The sequence below is a fragment of the Sphingomonas koreensis genome (genome assembly GCF_002797435.1).
Taxonomy (GTDB): domain Bacteria; phylum Pseudomonadota; class Alphaproteobacteria; order Sphingomonadales; family Sphingomonadaceae; genus Sphingomonas; species Sphingomonas koreensis.
This window is the reverse complement of the sequence record NZ_PGEN01000001.1, coordinates 1,738,188-1,756,098: the sequence shown is the minus strand read 5'-3', so window position 1 is coordinate 1,756,098 and position 17,911 is coordinate 1,738,188. Positions and strand designations below refer to the sequence as shown.

Genomic DNA, 17,911 nt, shown 5'->3' with positions numbered 1-17,911 from the left:
ACCACGGCGAATCGCTCCAGGAGAATTCCTAGCGGGTGATTTTCATTATGGAAAGTATTCTACTCTGCGAAAACTGCTCGGGCTATCCCGGCCGCGACCAGCGCGGTGCGCCGGTGTCCGCGCCATCCTCGCCCTGCCGCGCTTCGGCTTCGGCGATCAACTCGTCCTGCAGATGCTCGTCGCCCGATGCGCACACCACCAGCATTGCCGCTTCTTCGTATCCGGGCGCGACCAGATAGGCGTGGCCCATGGTGCTGTCGATATAGACGCCCTCGCCCTCGTGCAGCGTCACCGGCTCGTAAAACTCGGTATGGAGAATGGCTGCGCCCTCGGTCACATAAGCGAATTCCTCGCCGCTGTGCCGCACCAGCTCGCCGAACTCTTCCAGCGTCTTGGACGTTACACGCGCATGGATCGGGATCATCCGGCGGTTACGCAGCTCGCTGGAGAAATAGCTGTATTCGTAGTTGTTGGTGGTGATGTGGATCGCGCGGTCGAGCGTCGCGATGCTTCGCCGGCCGGTGACGACGGGCGCGCCTTTCTTGGGCGCCGGTTCGGCGAACAACGCGGTCAGCGGGATGTTGAGCGAGCGCGCGAACTGCTGGAGCTTGTCGTAGCTCAGCGTCAGCTTGTCGTTCTCGATCTTCGACAAGGTCGAGAGCGGAATGCCGACGGCGCGGCTCATATCCGACAATTTCCATCCGCGCTCTTGGCGCAGACGTTTCACGATTGTTCCAAGGCTCGGCGTCATTTGTCTGCCATCTAGCATAGATTTGCGGATTTGAAATCGGTTCTGGTGACCGGGGTGCATCGGGAACGGAAGTTTCGCGAGGCGGTCATCGGTATGTCATTTTCTGTCTTGACGACATTCTCCAATAAGAGAACAAATGCCGTCAGAGAAATTCGAGAGTCGCCGGGAAGAGCGGCTCCGTTGCCGCACAGGGGGCACGGTTTTCACGAATCGAAATAGGGGACACGCGATGGCCGTTTCGGAATTGATGGGCGTGCGGCGCAACTGGAAGCGCCGGATTCTGGCGGGTGCGGCCTTGGGGTTGCCGATGGTTCTGCCAAGCTTCGCCTGGGCGCAGGATGCCGCCGAAGAACCCGAAGAGGTCATCGTCACCGGATCGCAGATCGCGCGCAGCGGCTTCGACACGCCCACCCCGGTCACGGTCGTCGGCACCGAGGATTTCGAGCGCGTCGCCGCGCCCAACGTTGCCGACGCGCTCAACCAGTATCCCGCGCTGAAGCCCAGCGTCACGCCCGAGGCTTCGACCAACCTTTCCAAGCTGTCGTCGGGCAATTATCTCGACCTGCGCGGCCTGACCTATCTGCGAACGCTCACCCTGGTCGACGGCAAGCGGCCGACGCCGTCGTCGCCCGAGGGCGTAGTCAACGTCAACAACATCCCGCAGGCGGTGATTTCGGGCGCCGAAGTCGTCACCGGCGGCGCCTCAGCCGCTTATGGTTCGGACGCCGTCGCGGGCGTGGTCAATTTCAAGATCGACCACAAGCTCGAGGGCGTGCGCGGCAACGCGCAGTACGGCATCAGCAACTATGGTGACAACAAGAGCTACCTCGCCTCGGCAGCGGCTGGCACGAAGTTCGCTGGCGGGCGCGGCCACATCATCGTCGGCGCCGAAATGGCGCAGAGCAAGGGCATCCTCGATTATGGCGAGCGCGAATGGGGCGACTACGCCACCATCGCCAATCCCGCCAGCACGCCGACCAATACCGCACCGACCTTCATCCTGGTCAATCAGCCGCGCACGTCGAACGCCTCCTATGGCGGCCTGATCAACAGCGCGACCGGCGCCAACGGCACGACCTTGCTCCGTGGCATCCAGTTCCTCGGCAATGGCCAGACCGGTCCGTTCAACTACGGCACCAACCAGACCGCCAACGCGCATCAGGGCGGCGACGGCGTCTGCGGCATCTGCGACGCGGTGCTCAAACAGCCCTACAAGCGCTGGGCCGCCTATGGCGCGAGCGAGTTCGAATTCGATACCGCCGCGACCTTCTATGCGAGCTTCGGCTATGCGCGTTCGGACATCGAGAACGCGCCGTCGATCACCGCCAACGACCAGATCACGATCCAGCGCGACAACGTCTTCCTGCCCGCCTCGATCCGCACGATCCTGAATGCCAATCCGGACATCACCAGCTTCGTGATGGGTCGCGCGATCAACGATTATGCGCGCGGCTATATCAACAAGGTGACGTGGAACTGGCAGGCGGTTGCGGGGTTGCGCGGCAAGCTCGGCGGATCGTGGAGCTACGACGTCTCCTACACCTACGGGAAGGCGCGCGACTATACCAATTTCGCCGGGGCGCGGCACACCGCCAACTGGCGCAACGCGCTCGATGCGGTCGACAACCCCGCGACGCCGGGCGTGGTGGATCCGATCTGCCGCTCGACGATCACCAATCCCGGCAATGGCTGCGTGCCGCTCAACCTGTTCGGCGTGGTTGCGCCGGGAACGCAGCAGGCCGCGCTCGACTATATCACCGGGGATTCGATCCGCGACTGGCAGATGAAGCAGCAGGCCGCGGACCTCGTCGTGCGCGGCAGCCTGTTCTCGCTGCCCGCCGGCACGGTGAGCTTCGCGGGCGGCGTCCACTGGCGCAAGTTCGAGGTCGACGTCCTGTCCGATCCGATCTCGGCGAGCCGCCCGGGCGGGGCGACCGTCTATCGCGTCGGCAACACCTTGCCCTTCTCGGGGACCGAAGAGGTCAAGGAAGCGTTCGGCGAGCTGCTGATCCCGATCCTGGCCGACCAGGACTATGCCAAGAATCTCGACCTCAATGTCGCCGGGCGGATCACCGACTACAAGACGTCGGGCCAGGTGGAGACGTGGAAAATCGGCATCAACTATGCGATGACCGATTTCCTGCGCTTCCGCGGCACCCGTTCGCGCGACATCCGCGCGCCCAACATCCAGGAACTGTTCGCTGCGGGACAGACGCTGATCTTCAACATCAATGACAGCGCGCGCGCGAACGAGGTCTATTCGGTCTCGACCACCCAGGGCGGCAACCCGTTCCTGAAGCCCGAAAAGGCGGACACGCTGACGCTGGGCATGGTCGTGTCGCCGACGCGCGACCTTCGCTTCTCGCTCGACTATTACGACATCAAGATCGAAGGCGCGATCGCGGCGCTGACCGCCCAGCAGATCGTCAATCGCTGCAACAATGGCGACGCCGGATCGTGCGCGCTGGTCACCCGCGGCCCTGCGAGCGGCAGCACGCCGGGCCAGATCAGCGGCATCCTGCTCGCGCCGGCTAATTTCCAGTCGATCATGACCGCGGGCATCGATTTCGAGGCGTCGTATCGCACCGATTTCTGGAAGGGCAGCCTCGACCTGCGCGTGCTCGCCAACTACGTCAACAAGCTCGAGCTGGTCGGCGACGGTGGCGCGCGGACGATCCTCGCGGGCACGCTGTCTCAGACCTTCGTCGACGGCGTGAACGGGTCACCCAATCTGCGCGTGACCAGCTCGGCGAGCTACAGCACCGACGGCTGGCGTGCGAACCTGACCGGGCGCTGGATCGGCGGGGGGCTCATCACCCGCGACACGACGGTGACCAAGCCGTTCGGCACGCCGATCAGCGACAAGATGCACGGCAAGGGCCGCTTCTATCTCGACCTGTCGGGCGAGGTGACGCTGTTCCGTCCGACCGGCGGCAAGAGCAAGGTCGCGGCCTATGGCTCGATCCTCAACCTGCTCAACACCGATCCGCCGATTCTGGGCTATGACTGGGCGACAGCGCGTCATCTCTACGACGTGATCGGGCGGCAATTCACGGCGGGTATCCGGTTCAGCTTCTGATCCGGACATCAGCGAACAAGACCAAAGAACAACATCGAACGGGGAGACCGGGTGTGCGTATGAGTTTGCTGAGAGGCTGTTTCCTAATCCCCCTTTCGGCACTGTGCCTCGCCGCACCGCCTTTGATCCCCGCCGCCGGCGCCCAAGCCTCACCGGCGCCGGCGGCACCCGCGAAGCTCGAATCCGCCTTTGCCCTGCTCGCCAGACAGACCGACGGCACCGTCGGGGTGGCGGTACAGCGGATCGGCGGCGGACCGGTCTACACGCTCAACGCCGGCCAGACCTTCCCGATGGCCAGCACCTTCAAGATCGCGGTCGCGGGCGCCGTTCTCGCGCGGATCGACAAGGGAGATTTCAAGCTCGACACGATGGTCACCGTCGATCCGGCGGTGTGGGTCCAGTCGGCCGGGATCGCCGAGCAGATGAAGCATCCCGGCGTTGCGCTCTCGGTGCACAATCTGCTCGAGCTGATGCTGACGCGCAGCGACAATACCGCAACCGATGTGATGGTCACTCAGGCGGGCGGGCCGGCCGCGGTCACCGCCTGGCTGCGCAAGGTCGGCGTCACCAGCGGTCAGCGCATCGATGCCGATACCGCGCGGCTGATCTACCGCGCACTCGGCATCACCCCCGGGCCGGGGACGTTCCGCGAGAATATCGACCGCGCCTTCGCAGCCGATCCGTCGAAGCGCGACATGGATCAGAAGCGTCTTCCCAATATCCCCTTCAACAACGATCCGCGCGACGCCTCCACGCCCGAGGCGATGGTTCAGCTGCTCGCCGTCATCCAGTCGGGCAAGGCGCTGAGCGCGTCGAGCACCAAGGTGCTGATCGATATCATGGAACGCTGCATCACGGGCGAGAAGCGTTTGAAGGGCCTGCTGCCCCAAAATACGGTGGTCGCGCACAAGACCGGCACGCTGATGAGCATCGCCAACGATGTCGGCATCGTCACGATGCCCGACGGCAGCAAGTTCGCCATCGCAGTGTTCGTGAAGAGCGACACCAAAGGCGTGGATACGCAGGAGCGGGTGATCGCCGAAATCGCGCGAACCGCCTACGACCATTATCTGCTGGGCGGGCAATAATGCGCGCCTTGTTGGTTGCGGCGGTGGTTTGCGCCGCGCCCGCCGCCGCTCAGCCTGCCGAGCTGGCGGCGGTTACGCGTTCGGTCGAGGCGGCGGCACAGGCCGAGCTGGCGGACAAGGAAATCCCGTCGATCGCGGTCGCGCTGGTCGACCGCAGCGGTGTCGTCTGGTCGCGCGCCTGGGGCCATGCCGATGCCGATGGCAAGGTGCCCGCCACCCCTGCGACGCTCTACCGCGCCGGATCGGTCAGCAAGCTGTTCACCGACATTGCGGTGATGCGGCTGGTCGAGCAGGGCAAGCTCGATCTCGACGCGCCGGTGACACGCTACCTTCCCGACTTCCGTCCGCAAAACCCGTTCGGTGGCGCGATTACGCTACGCCAGCTGATGACGCACCGATCAGGACTGGTCCGCGAAGCGCCGCGCGGTCACTATTTCGATAGCGATGCCAAGGGGCAGGCCGACGCCGTCGCCAGCCTCAATGCGACCCGGCTGGTCGCCGCACCCGGCGCGATCACCAAATATTCCAACGCCGGCATCGCCGTGGTGGGCGAAGTCGTCGCCCGCGTCTCGGGCAAGCCCTATGCGCAAGCGGTGGCCGATCTGGTGCTGCGCCCGCTGGGCATGGGTGCGAGCGCGTTCGAGCGCGGTGCGCTCAAGGGACCGGTCGCATATTCCCAGATGAACAGCTTCGACGGTGGACGCTGGCCGGCGCCGCCGCTCGAACTCGGCACGCCCGCCGCGGGCAGCCTCTACACCGACACCGCCGATCTCGGCGCCTTCGCCCGTGCGATGCTCAATGGCGGTGGCGCGGTGCTCAAGCCCGCGACGCTCGCCGAGATGTGGCGCGAGCAGTACGGCAAGACCGGCACGCGCAGCTTCGGGCTCGGCTTTGGGCTGGGCACGCTCGATGGCCAGCGCACCGTCGGCCATGGCGGTGCGGTCTATGGCCATGTCGCCAGCCTGCAGTTGATGCCCGATGCGGGGATTGGCGTTGTCGTCTTCGCGACGGTCGATGCCGGCAATGCCGCGCAGCGGATCGGCGCGCACGCGCTGCGCAACTGGCTCGCCGCGCGCGAGGGCAGGGCGCTGCCCGGCTGGCAGCGCAGCAATGCGATCAGCGGGGATGAAGCGATCCGCCTCAGCGGCCGCTTCGAGAATGGCGGCGACAGCGTCAATCTGCGCGTGTTCGACGGGCGGCTGGTGCTCGATGCGCCCGAGCTGGCGGGCGAACTGCGCCGCATTGGCGACCGCTACGTGCTCGACGATGCGCAGCTGTGGCGCGACGGCGTCGCGGTCGCACCCGACGCGAGCTGGGTCGAGCTCGACGGGCGCCGCTTCACCCGCGCGCAGTGGCGCCGCCCGCCGCCGCCCAATGCCGAGCTTGCGGCGCTGATAGGCGAATATGGCTGGGACTATAACGTGCTGCGCATCTATGAGCGCGACGGCAAACCCTATGTCCGCGTCGAATGGGTCGACTGGCTCCCGCTCACGCGCATTGCCGCCGATCACTATGCCTTCCCCAAGGATCACGGTCTCTACCCGCTCGAGGCGCTGACCTTCGAGCGCGATGCCGCGGGCAAGGTCACCGCCGCCAAGCTCGGCGCGATCCGTTTTCCCCGCAGGGACTTCGGCGCGGAGGGTGAAGCGGCGATCCGCAAGGTCATGGCGACCGGAGGGATCGACACGGTGCGCGAGGGCGCGCGCCGCGCGACCCCGCCGGTCGAGGCCGAGCCGAAGGTGAAGTCCGATCTGGTCGCGGTGCAGTCGCTCGATCCGGCGATCCGGCTCGACATCCGTTATGCCGGGACCAACAACTTTCTCGGCCAGCAGATCTACGAGCGGCCGGGTGCGTTTCTTCAACGTCCGGCGGCGGAGGCGATGGCGCGGATCAACCGGAGCCTTGCGCCGCAGGGCTTCGGCCTGCTGGTCCATGACGCCTATCGCCCCTGGTACGTCACCAAGATGTTCTGGGACGCGACCCCGCCGGCCAGCCGCATCTTCGTCGCCGATCCCAGCAAGGGTTCGCGCCACAATCGCGGTGCGGCGGTCGACCTCACCATGGTCGACCTTGCGACGGGCAAGCCGATGATCACCACCGGCCGCTACGACGAAATGTCGAGCCGGTCCTATACCAACTATGTCGGCGGCAGCGACGAGCAGCGGTGGCTGCGGGAAGTGCTGCGCCGGGCGATGGAAGCCGACGGCTTCACCGTATACCCGCAGGAATGGTGGCATTTCGACCGGGACGGGTGGCAGCAATACCCGATCGGCAATCGCAGTTTCGAGGAGCTTGAGAAGTGAGTGCCGTATCGACGATCAACCGTTACCTGCTCCCCGGATTCGCGTTCAAGGCGGTCGTGATCGGGGGCGGTTACGCCACCGGGCGCGAGCTGGTCGAATTCTTCATGCCTACGGGTCCGGTCGGCGGGCTGTGGGGGATGCTGCTGGCGATGGTGATGTGGAGCGTGATCTGCGCGATCACCTTCCGCTTCGCCTATGCGGTCGGGGCGACGGACTATCAGAGCTTCTTCCGTCCCTTGCTCGGCCGTTTCGATATCGCGTTCGAGATCATCTATTTCGGCTTCCTGATCCTGGTCCTGTCGGTGTTCGGATCGGCGGCGGGGGCGATCGGCGCGGCGATGTTCGGATTGCCGCACATCGTCGGAACGCTTGCGCTGGTCGGTGCGGTGCTGGTGGTGTGCGCGGCGGGGCAGGGCGCGGCGGAGGCGGTGTTCAAATATGTCTCGATCCTGCTCTATGGCGTCTATGCGATCTTCCTGGTGATGGTGCTGTGGCAGTTCACGCCGCAGATCCGCGCGGGCTTTGCGATGCCGGTGCCGACGACGGGCTGGTTCATGGGCGGGGTCACCTATGCCTCGTACAACGTCATCGGCGCGGTGCTGATCCTGCCCGTGCTGCGGCATCTGCGCAGCGGGCGCGACGCGGTCGTCTCCGGCCTGCTCGCGGGGCCGCTGGCCATGGCCCCGGCGATCGCCTTCTTCGTCTGCCTTGTCGGCTTCTATCCGGGCATCGTGAACGAGGAGCTGCCGTCCAACTATGTTCTCGACGCGCTGGGCAGCCCGCTGTTCCACCTCGCCTTCCAGATCATGGTGTTCTTCGCGCTGCTCGAATGCAGCGTCGGCTTCGTCCAGGCATTCAATGCGCGGATCGATGCTGCCTATCAGCGTCGCGGCAAGGCGATGCCGCAATCAGTGCGCATCGCCGTTCCCGCGGCGGTGACGATCGGATCGGTGTTCATCGCGAGCGCCATCGGCCTCGTCGCGCTGATCGCCAACGGCTATCGCGCGATGGCGATCGCGACGCTGATCGTGTTCGTGCTCCCGCTGCTGACGATCGGCGTCGCGCGGCTGTTGCGGGGGCGGGGCGAGCCGGTCCCGGCCTGAGGTTTCGGCACCGCCGCCATCAGGCGGCGGTGCTCTCCACTTCGGCGTGCGGCTCGTTCCCGATCGCCCCCTCGGTCCGCGCGACGATCGTGCAGACGGTCAGGTTGGCGCAGGCGCTGGGGACGGTGCGGGTCATGTCGAGCAGCCGGTCGAACGGCAGGATGAAGCCGACCAGCAAGGCGGTCTGCTCGGGCGTCACGCCGACGGTGGGCAGCACCGCGGTCAGCATGAACAAGGATGCCGAGGGGATCGGCGCAGTACCGAACGCGGTGAGCGCGCCGACGAACAACAGGGTCAGGAACACCCCCGCGTCGATCTGCACGCCGAACGCCTGAAGCGCGAAGACGCTGAGCAGCCCGACATACATCGCCGTCCCGTCCTTGCCGATGCTCGCGCCGAGCGGCAGCGTGGTGGAGGCGATCGCGCGGTCGATCTTCAGCCGGTCGCAGGCGACGCGCAGCGCAACGGGCAGGGTTGCCGAGGAGGAGGCGGTCGAGAAGGCGACCGCAAGCGCGTCGGCAATGCTGCGGAAGAAACGCGGCACCGGCATGCCAGCGCCCCAGCGTATCAGCGGCGAATGGACGATCAGGATCTGGAGCAGCGAGGCGATCGCCACCGCTGCGGCGAGCAGCCCGATATGCGTGAACACCGTCAGGCCATTGGCCGCGACGGCGCCCGCGATCAGCGCGAACACGCCGAACGGGGTCACCTCCATCACGATGCGGATGACCTGGAACAGCACCGCCGACAGCGACTGGAGGAAGCCTGCGACCGGCCTGCCCGCATCGCCCGCGGCGATGACCCCGGCGCCCAGCAGGGTGGCGGCGAACAGGATCGCGAGCATGTCGCCCTCGACCATCGCCTGAAGGATGTTGAGCGGGATGATGCCGACCAGCTGCTCATAGACGGTCTTGGCCGCGCCGAGTTCGCGCGGGGCGCCGCCGCCGACATTGGCACCGACGCCCGGCTCGAGCAGCATGCCTACCGTCATGCCGATCGCGACCGCCGTCAGCGTCGTCAGCGCGAACAGCCCGACGGTGCGCAGCCCCACCGATCCCAGCTTTCTTGTATCGCCCAGCGCGGTGATGCCCGACGCGATGCTGATGAAGACGATCGGCACGACCAGCATCCGGATCAGCCGGACGAACAGCTCGCCAAGGATCGCGACCTTGGGCGCGGCGGCAGGCCAGACCAGCGCGAGCAGCAGGCCAAGGACCATACCGGCAACCACGCGCTTCCACAGCGCGGTCGCGAACCATGCGTTCACCAGCTTCATGCGCGGCACATCGCTTGGGTCGACTGAATCTTCATGCTGTGGGGCCCCTCTGTCTGGTTCGTCGTTGACGTTCGCTGGCGGGTGCCGCGTCCTCATGCGGCGCGACCGGAACGTTGCTTCAGTAGAACGAAGTGACCGGCACGAGGCAAGGGTCGCCCGTTGCGAAGCGTGCACATATTTGGCTGGCTGGCATAGCCCGGGGCTATGGCCCGGCCCGCTATTTTCTATTGGCGAAACCGGCGCTTTCCCGTTCAACCCGATCATCTTTCGGGGAATCCAATCACCTATGAGCAAGCCGCCCTATCTGCTGTACATCGCCCAGGCGACCGATCCGATTTCCGCCAAGACGGCGCGCGGTATCGCGGTGTGGCGGCCCGAATGGGCGGTCGGCCAGGTCCGTTCTCCCGGTTCGCCGATCGACCTTGGCGTGCCGGACATGGACTTTGCGCAAGCCGTCGCGGCGGGCGCGCGCACGATGGTGATCGGCGTCGCCAATGCAGGCGGCGTGATGGCGCCGGCGACCGTGGCGGACGTGATCGCTGCGATGGAGGCAGGACTCGATATCGCCAGCGGGTTGCACGAACGCCTGTCGGATCAGCCGCAGATCGCCGCGCGCGCCGCCGAACTCGGCCGGACGCTCTGGGACGTGCGCGAGCCGCCCAAGGAGCTGAAGGTCGGCAATGGCGCGCCCCGCGCGGGCAAGCGACTGCTCACCGTCGGCACCGATTGCTCGGTCGGCAAGATGTACACGACGCTGGCGCTGGAGCGCGAGATGCGCGCGCGCGGCATCGCGGCGGATTTCCGCGGCACCGGCCAGACCGGCATCCTGATCGCGGGATCGGGCATGCCCGTCGATGCCGTCGTCGCGGACTTCATCTCGGGATCGGTCGAGCAGCTTTCGCCCGCGCGCGAGGATGGTGGCTGGGATGTGATCGAGGGACAGGGGTCGCTGTTCCATCCTTCCTATGCGGGCGTGTCGCTCGGCCTGCTGCACGGCGCGCAAGCGGATGCGCTGGTGCTCTGCCATGAGGCCGGGCGCGAGATCATCCGCCATATGAAGACGCACCGCGTGCCCGATCTGCGCACCTGCCTCGACCGCAATCTTGAAGCGGCGCGGCTGACCAATCCCGATGTCATCGCAGTGGGCATCGCGCTCAACACGCAGGGGCTCGACGATGCGGAGGCGATCACCGCGTGCCGCGCGGCCGAGGATGCGCTGGGGCTGCCCTGCGCCGATCCCGTGCGGCACGGCGTCGGACGGATCATCGACCGGCTCGGCCAATGCTTCGAACTGTAACCGCGGGGATCGAGCAGCGCGCGCTGCACACGCCGTTCCGCATCTCGCGCGGGGCACGGACGGCCATCGACCTTGCGGTTGTGTCGATCGTGCAGGACGGGGTGACCGGACGCGGCGAGGGCTCCGTCACCGCGCGGTACGGCGAGAGCGTCGAGAGCGTGACCGAACAGCTGCGCGCGGCCGAGGCTGCGATTGCGGAGGGCGCCGGGCGTGAGGATCTGCGGTCGCTGATGGCGCCCGGATCGGCCCGCAATGCGGTCGACAGCGCGCTGTGGGATCTCGAGATGAAGCTGGGCAGTGTGCCGCCGCCGATCGCGGTCGTGCCGGTTCACACCGCGCTGACGCTGGGCATCGACACGCCCGAGGCGATGGCGGCGGCAGCGCGGAAGATCCGCGGCGCGGCGATCGTCAAGGTCAAGGTCGACGGCAACGAGCCCGAGGCGTGCCTGCGTGCGATCCGTCCCGAAGTGCCCGGGTCGCGGCTGGTGGTCGATGCCAACGAGGCATGGACGATGGCGCAGGTCGAAGCGCTTCAGCCGATGCTTGCCGAGCTGGAGGTGGAATTTCTCGAGCAGCCCTTACCCGCCGCAGAAGATGCCGCGCTTGAAGGGTTCCGCGGGCTGGTGCCGACCTGCGCCGACGAATCCTGCCATGTCACCGCCGATCTCGACCGGCTCGCGTCGCGCTACCAGATGGTCAACATCAAGCTCGACAAGACCGGCGGGCTGACCGAGGCGCTCGACCTTCTGGCCGGCGCGCGCGCGCGCGGGCTCGGCGTGATGGTCGGATGCATGATCTCGACGTCGCTCGCGATCGCCGCGGCGTTCCGCGTCGCAGTTCAGGCCGATTGCGCCGACCTCGACGGGCCGCTCTGGCTCGCAGAGGACCGGCCGGGCGGCATCCGGATGGGTGAGCAAGGGCTGATGTACCCGCCGGAAGCGGGGTTCTGGGGCCGGTAAGGCCACGCGATTGCTGGTCTTTTTGTTGCGCCGCGACACAGGTCGCGTGCGCCTGTCTGTGCTTGGGCGAAGCCCGATAACCCCGCAGAAATCCGCCATAACCTGGGGCTATAGCGGCGCGAAAGATTTGTTCTAGATTTGTGACACATATCACAGGGATGTTGCGTCGCGACATAATCGGGGGACAGAAGATGACGCTTGCCACGCACCATATCCGGAGGAGCGTCGCGCGGCGCGCACGCCTTCTGCTCCTTGCCAGCGTCTTCACGGCTGCCGCTTCGCCGGCCCTTGCGCAGGCCGATCCTGTCGAGCCGGCAGACGAGCCGCAGGACATCGTCATCACCGGTTCGCTGGTCGAGCGCAGCGGTTTCGACACGCCGACGCCCGTCACGGTGATCGGCATGGACGCGATCGAGCGCGTCGCGGCACCCAGCATTGCCGACGTCATCAACCAGATGCCGGCCGTCCGCCCCTCGCTCACCCCGACCAGCGCGGTCAACGCGGGCGGCAACACCCAGACCGGCGGCAACTTCCTGGACCTGCGCGGCCTTGGCTATGCCCGCACGATGGTGCTGCTCGACGGGCGCCGCTACGTGCCGACCAACCCGACCGGCGCGGTCAGCATCAACAACATCCCTCAGGCGCTGATCGACCGCGTCGATATCGTCACCGGCGGCGCATCGGCCGCCTATGGCGCGGACGCGGTGGCGGGTGTCGTCAACCTGCGCATCAATTCGAAGATGCAGGGCGTACGCGCGACGCTTCAGGGCGGCATGGCGGAGGAGGGTGATTATCGCCAGATCCTCGCCTCGGTCGCGGCCGGGACCAAGGTCACCGATCGGCTCCACCTCGTCGTCGGCGGCGAGTTCTCGGACAATAACGGCATCAACCGTCTGTTCGACCGCGACTGGAGCGCGTGCGGTCCGGGTCTGCTCACCAATCCGAATGCGGGCAATGGCGGTCTCGGTACGCCGGAGCAGCCGCGCTTCTTCGTCACCGAATGCGGCGTTCGCAGCAGCAACGTGACCTATGCCGGCGTGATCTCCGGCGCGACCTTCACGCCGGGCAATGGTGCGGCGATCACCAACATCGTCAACCTGCCGAGCTATCTGAAGGGCATCCAGTTCTCCAACAGCGGACAGGCGATCCCCTATAATTTCGGCACGCAGGTCAGCTCGGGATCGATGCTCGGCGGCGACGGCCTCAACGGTGTAGCCGAGCAGGTCGGTGCGACCCCGATCACCCGCTACAGCGGCTTCGGGCGGCTGACCTGGGAAGTGGGCAGCGGCTTCGAACTGTTTGCCGAGCTTTCCTATCACAAGTTCAATTCGGAGCAGGACAATATCCCGTCCAGCTTCCAGTACACGCTGCGTTCGGACAATGTGTTCCTGCCCGCCGCGCTGCGTCAGACGATGATCGACAACAGCGTCGCATCGATCGTGGTGGGGAAGAACAACCGCGATCATGGACGTGTCCGGACGCGGTTCGATACCGACACGCTTCAGACCGCCATCGGCCTCAGCGGCGAGTTCGCGCCGGGCTGGAAGGTCGATGCCTATTACGCCTATGGCCGCAACTACACCCAGAATGACGGTCGCAACGTCCGTGTCACGGGCAACTACACGCTCGCCCTCGACTCGATCGACGATCCGCGGACGCCGGGGATCGTCGATCCGATCTGTCGATCGACCATTGCCAATCCGAGCAATGGCTGCGTCCCGCTCAACATTCTTGGCATCGTCAATCCGAACGATCCCGCGCTGCTCTATGTGAACGGGTTCAGCAGGTTCATCAGCGACATTCGTCAGAACACGATCGCTGCGACCGTGCGCGGCAAGCCCTTCTCGACCTGGGCCGGGCCGGTGGCGTTCGCCATCGGCGCCGAGTATCGCGACCAGGATCTGGCGGTCGATTATGATGTCCGTTCGCAGGCCGGTGCATTCGGCGCGCCCAGCCTGCCCTATTCCGGGCAGGTGCATGTCAAGGAGTTGTTCGGCGAACTGATGGTCCCGCTGCTCAAGGATTCATCGCTCGGCAAGCGGCTGAGCCTCGATCTTGCGGGCCGTATCACCGACTACAGCACTTCTGGCACGGTCGAGACCTGGAAGGCCGGACTCGATTATTCGCTCAGCGATTCAATCCGCTTCCGCGCCACACGGTCGCGCGACATCCGCGCGCCCTCGCTCGCCGAACTGTTCCAGCGTAGCGGCAGCTCCAACCTCAACGTCACCGATTTCGATCCGCGTTTCCTGGGGCAGAGCTATCTCATCACCGCGCTGACGGCGGGCAATCCGAACCTGAAGCCCGAAATTGCCGATACCTTCACCGGCGGCATGGTGCTGACGCCAACGGCGATTCCCGGGCTGCGCCTGTCGGTCGATTACTATGACATCCAGATCAAGGACGCGATCATCCAGATCACGCCGGCGGCGACGGTGCAGCAGTGTTTCACGGTCAACCCTGCGGCCTGCGCGTTCATCACGCGCGGCAGTGACGGACGCATCGCAAGCGTGTTCAGCGGGCCCGTGAACCTCGCCAGCGCGATGACTCGCGGCGTGGACGTCGAGCTCCAATATTCGTTGCCCGTGGGCGCGGACCGCATCACCGTCCAGACCCTGGTCAACTATCTGATCAAGACCGAACTGGACGACGGCATCGCCAAGGTGCGGCTCGACAACAGCATGGCGCAATCGACCGTCGCGGCGCTGGGCGGCAACCCGCGCTGGAAGGCGAACTTCAACGCCAGCTACATTGCCGACGATTTCCGGTTCAGCGGCACCGCGCGCTATGTGGGGGGCGGCTATATCGACCGCACGCTGACTGCGAAGGATCTCGACAAGCTGACGGTGAAGGGCCGGGTCTATTTCGATATCTCGGGCGAGTTGACGCTGTTCAAGCCCAAGGGCGAGGGGAGCAAGGTGGCTCTGTTCGCGGCGGTGCAGAACCTGCTCGACACCGATCCGCCGATCACCGGCGCGGGCGGCTATGGCACCACGCGCGGCCTGTTCGACACGATCGGCCGCCAGTTCATCGGCGGCGTTCGGCTGAACTTCTGAGCGGCACGAAATTGGGGAGAGCGACAATGAAGTTCGGAGTGATGATGCTTCCTCTGGCGGCGATGGCGGCATGGCCGGCAAGCGCCGCCGACCCGGCTGCGCCCGCCCGCATCCGTGCTGCGCTTGGGGTGCCGGACGGGGCGCAGCCGGGGTGTGCGGTCGGCATCTTCCGCGCCGGCAAGCCCGCCGAACTGGTCAATGCCGGGCTCGCCGATGTCGCTACCGGTCGCGCGATCGGGAGCGACACGCAATTCTACGCGGCGTCGGTCTCGAAGCAGTTCACCGCCGTCGCGGTGCTCCAGCAGGTCGCGGCGGGCAAGGTGAAGCTCACCGACAGCGTCCGCAAATACATTCCCGAGCTTGCGCCCTATGCCGACAAGGTGACGGTGCAGATGCTGCTCAACATGACCGGCGGCGTGAGGGACTCGCTCTCGCTGCTCGCGCTTGAGGGCTATGACCGCATCTCCGCGCCGACACGCAAGCAGGCGCTGGAGGCGGTGTACCGGCAACAGGACGCCAAGTTCGAGCCCGGCACGCAGTATGACTATACCAATGGCGGCTATCTGCTGCTGTCGGAGATCGTCGAACGCGCCGCGGGTCAGCCCTTCGAGACCTATGTCAACGCGAAGGTGCTGAAGCCGCTCGGCATGACCCGCAGCTTCATGCTGCTGGGCAGCCGCGCCACCGACCCCGATGTCGCGAAGGGCTATGTCGCCAAGGACGGCAAGGTCACCGACGCCGACGAATATCCGCTGTTCGGCGGATCGGGCGGGCTGATCACCACGGTGAACGACCTCGCCAAATGGGATGCGGACATCGACAACGGGCACAAGGTGTGGACCGCGCAGATCAGCAAGTGGATGGCCGAGCCCGGCAAATTCCTGAACGGCGCGCCCGCGATGCGCACCGGGCGCGGCATCGCTTATGGCAACGCGCTGCTGATCGGCAATCGCTGGTTCCACCACACCGGCGGCGCAGTGGGCTTCAAGACGCTCTACGGCCATCTGCGCGAGAAGCGCATGGGCGTCGCCCTGCTCTGCAACAATGGCGCGGTCGATCCCGTGCCGCAGGCGGACAAGGTCGTCGCCGCGCTCAATGAAGGTCTGCCCGCGATCGGCGAGCCGAGCGCGGACGGCAGCGCGATCAACGGTTCCTATCGCAACGTCAATCTCGCCGGCACCTATTGGCTGGCGATGAAGGGCGACGCGCTCGAGGTCGTCGTTGCACAAGCCGACGGCAGCCGCGCGCCGGCGAAGCTGCTCAAGCGTGCGCCGGACGGCAGCTTCAAGAACGAGATGCTGAGCCTCACCCCCGATGACGATGCGCGCGGCTTCACCCTCGAAATCCCGCGCGTCACGCTTCACTTCAGCCGGACGACCTGATCATGCGCAAAGCCCTTCTCCTCTCCGCCATGGCCGTGCTTCCCGGTGCCATGGCGGCCCCCGCGCCCGTCCCTGAACCAACGGGACCCCAGGCCACCGTGATCGCCGGCGGCACTCTCTATGACGGCAGCTCCGCCAGGCCCGTCTTGGGGGACGTCGTCGTGATCGGCGATGCGATCGTCGCGGTGGGGCCGGGCGCGGGGAAGCGCTATCCCGGCGCGAAGGTGATCGATGCCAAGGGGATGGTGGTCGCGCCGGGCTTCATCGATCCGCATACCCATGCGGACGCGTTCATCTGGGGCAAGACGCCGCAGGAACGGCTGGTCGAGCCCTGGCTGATGCAGGGGGTGACGACGATCTTCTCGGGCGTCGATGGCTATGGCCAGGGCCCGGGGACGGCGAAGGCGCTGCTCGATCACGTCGATGGCAGCGGGGTCGGTCTCAACGTCGCGACATTCGTCGGTTTCGGCGCGGTGCGGGTGAAGGTGCTCAAGAACGACGATCGCGAGCCGACGGCTGCCGAACTCGACGAGATGAAGGCGTTGACCGCGCAGGGGATGTGCGAGGGCGCGTTCGGCCTTTCCTCGGGCCTGTTCTATGCGCCGCAGAGCTTCTCGAAGACGCCCGAGGTGATCGCACTGGCGCGTGAAGCGGCAACGCGCGGCGGTATCTACGACACCCACCAGCGCGACGAATCCTCCTATTCGATCGGGCTCATGAACTCGGTCGCCGAGGCGATCGAGATCGGCCGTGCGGCGGGCCTGCCGGTCCATTTCGCGCACATCAAGGCGCTGGGCGCTGACGTCCATGGCAAGGCGGGCGAGATCGTCGCGGCGGTCGAGGCGGCACGCGCGAAGGGTCAGAACGTCACCGCCGATCAATATCCCTACGAGGCGTCGGGCTCGAGCCTGGTCGCCTCGCTGGTTCCGCGCTGGGCGCAGGATGGTGGGGCGACGGCACTGGTCAGGCGATTGGAGACCCCCGCCGAGCGTGCGCGGATCGTTGCGGAGATGGCTCCCAACCTCGTTCGCCGTGGCGGGCCCAACGCCGTATTGCTGCGTGGTGAGGGCCAGCCCTGGGCCGGCAAGCGGCTCGATACCGTTGCGGCCGACTGGAAGGTCGATCCGATCGAGGCGGCGGTCCGCATCATCCTCGCCGATCAGGGCCGCGGATCGCCGATCGTGTCGTTCAACATGGTCGAGTCCGACATCAAGCTGCTGATGCAGCAGCCCTGGGTGATGACCGGATCGGACGGATCGTCCGGCCATCCGCGCATGTACGGTACTTTCCCGACGAAGTACGCCAAGTATGTGATCGCGGAGAAGACGATCGATCTGGCGACCTTCATCAATTCGAGCACCGGCCGCGCCGCGGACTTCTACAAGCTCGACCGGCGCGGGTATCTCAAGAAAGGCTATTTCGCCGATATCGTCGTGTTCGATCCGAAGACCTACCGCCCGCGCGCGACCTATCTCGAACCCGCGCTGACCGCCGAAGGCGTGCGCACGCTGATCGTCAACGGCACCGCGGTGGTGGAAGGCGGCAAGCTCACCGGCAAGGCCGGGGGCAAGGCGATCCGCCATCGCGCGATCCCCGGGACTTGCCCCCGCTGAGCCG

Annotated in this window: 11 protein-coding genes; 9 read left to right on the top strand and 2 right to left on the bottom strand. The window is 66.2% G+C overall.

Annotated elements, in window-relative coordinates; all coding sequences use genetic code 11:
* Positions 1-82: 82 nt before the first annotated feature.
* The gene (locus BDW16_RS08185; protein ID WP_198585779.1) at positions 83-751 is read right to left on the bottom strand and encodes a helix-turn-helix domain-containing protein; all 669 of its coding nucleotides are present in this window, start codon (positions 749-751) and stop codon (positions 83-85) included.
* Between the two features lie 229 nt (positions 752-980).
* Here BDW16_RS08185 and BDW16_RS08180 point away from each other — a divergent pair, with 229 nt between their 5' ends.
* The 4 genes from BDW16_RS08180 (at position 981) to BDW16_RS08160 (ending at position 8,324) form a co-directional block, all read left to right on the top strand.
* Complete coding sequence (locus BDW16_RS08180) at positions 981-3,830, top strand: TonB-dependent receptor plug domain-containing protein (protein WP_066579754.1); 2,850 nt, start codon at positions 981-983, stop codon at positions 3,828-3,830.
* A 122-nt stretch (positions 3,831-3,952) separates the two neighbouring features.
* Positions 3,953-4,918 (top strand): class A beta-lactamase, encoded by a 966-nt coding sequence (bla, locus tag BDW16_RS08175; protein WP_066579753.1) that lies wholly within the window; start codon positions 3,953-3,955, stop codon positions 4,916-4,918.
* Positions 4,918-7,221 (top strand): serine hydrolase, encoded by a 2,304-nt coding sequence (locus BDW16_RS21465; protein WP_083954348.1) that lies wholly within the window; start codon positions 4,918-4,920, stop codon positions 7,219-7,221. The genes bla and BDW16_RS21465 overlap by 1 nt, the downstream gene beginning before the upstream one ends.
* On the top strand, positions 7,218-8,324 hold the full coding sequence (locus BDW16_RS08160) for a YkvI family membrane protein (RefSeq protein WP_066579752.1): 1,107 nt from the start codon (positions 7,218-7,220) through the stop codon (positions 8,322-8,324). The genes BDW16_RS21465 and BDW16_RS08160 overlap by 4 nt, the downstream gene beginning before the upstream one ends.
* Before the next feature lie 19 nt (positions 8,325-8,343).
* Here the strand turns inward: BDW16_RS08160 and BDW16_RS08155 are convergent, their stop codons facing one another.
* Positions 8,344-9,600 carry a dicarboxylate/amino acid:cation symporter gene (locus BDW16_RS08155; RefSeq protein ID WP_066579751.1) on the bottom strand — a complete coding sequence of 419 codons (1,257 nt, stop codon included), beginning with the start codon at positions 9,598-9,600 and terminating at the stop codon, positions 8,344-8,346.
* Between the two features lie 286 nt (positions 9,601-9,886).
* Here BDW16_RS08155 and dgcN point away from each other — a divergent pair, with 286 nt between their 5' ends.
* The 5 genes from dgcN to BDW16_RS08130 all read left to right on the top strand — a co-directional run bounded on the left by dgcN (position 9,887) and on the right by BDW16_RS08130 (position 17,907).
* Positions 9,887-10,897, top strand: coding sequence for an N-acetyltransferase DgcN (gene dgcN / locus BDW16_RS08150; protein WP_066579749.1), 1,011 nt, complete (start codon positions 9,887-9,889; stop codon positions 10,895-10,897).
* On the top strand, positions 10,882-11,856 hold the full coding sequence (locus BDW16_RS08145) for a dipeptide epimerase (protein WP_066579747.1): 975 nt from the start codon (positions 10,882-10,884) through the stop codon (positions 11,854-11,856). Before dgcN ends, BDW16_RS08145 begins: the two co-directional genes overlap by 16 nt.
* Before the next feature lie 191 nt (positions 11,857-12,047).
* Positions 12,048-14,912 carry a TonB-dependent receptor plug domain-containing protein gene (locus BDW16_RS08140; protein ID WP_066579745.1) on the top strand — a complete coding sequence of 955 codons (2,865 nt, stop codon included), beginning with the start codon at positions 12,048-12,050 and terminating at the stop codon, positions 14,910-14,912.
* Positions 14,913-14,938: 26 nt separating this feature from the next.
* A complete protein-coding gene (locus BDW16_RS08135; RefSeq protein ID WP_066579743.1) occupies positions 14,939-16,294 on the top strand; it encodes a serine hydrolase domain-containing protein in 1,356 nt (451 codons plus the stop codon).
* A gap of 2 nt (positions 16,295-16,296) precedes the next feature.
* Positions 16,297-17,907: an N-acyl-D-amino-acid deacylase family protein gene (locus tag BDW16_RS08130; protein ID WP_066579742.1), complete on the top strand. Its 1,611-nt coding sequence runs from the start codon at positions 16,297-16,299 to the stop codon at positions 17,905-17,907.
* Positions 17,908-17,911 lie beyond the last annotated feature (4 nt).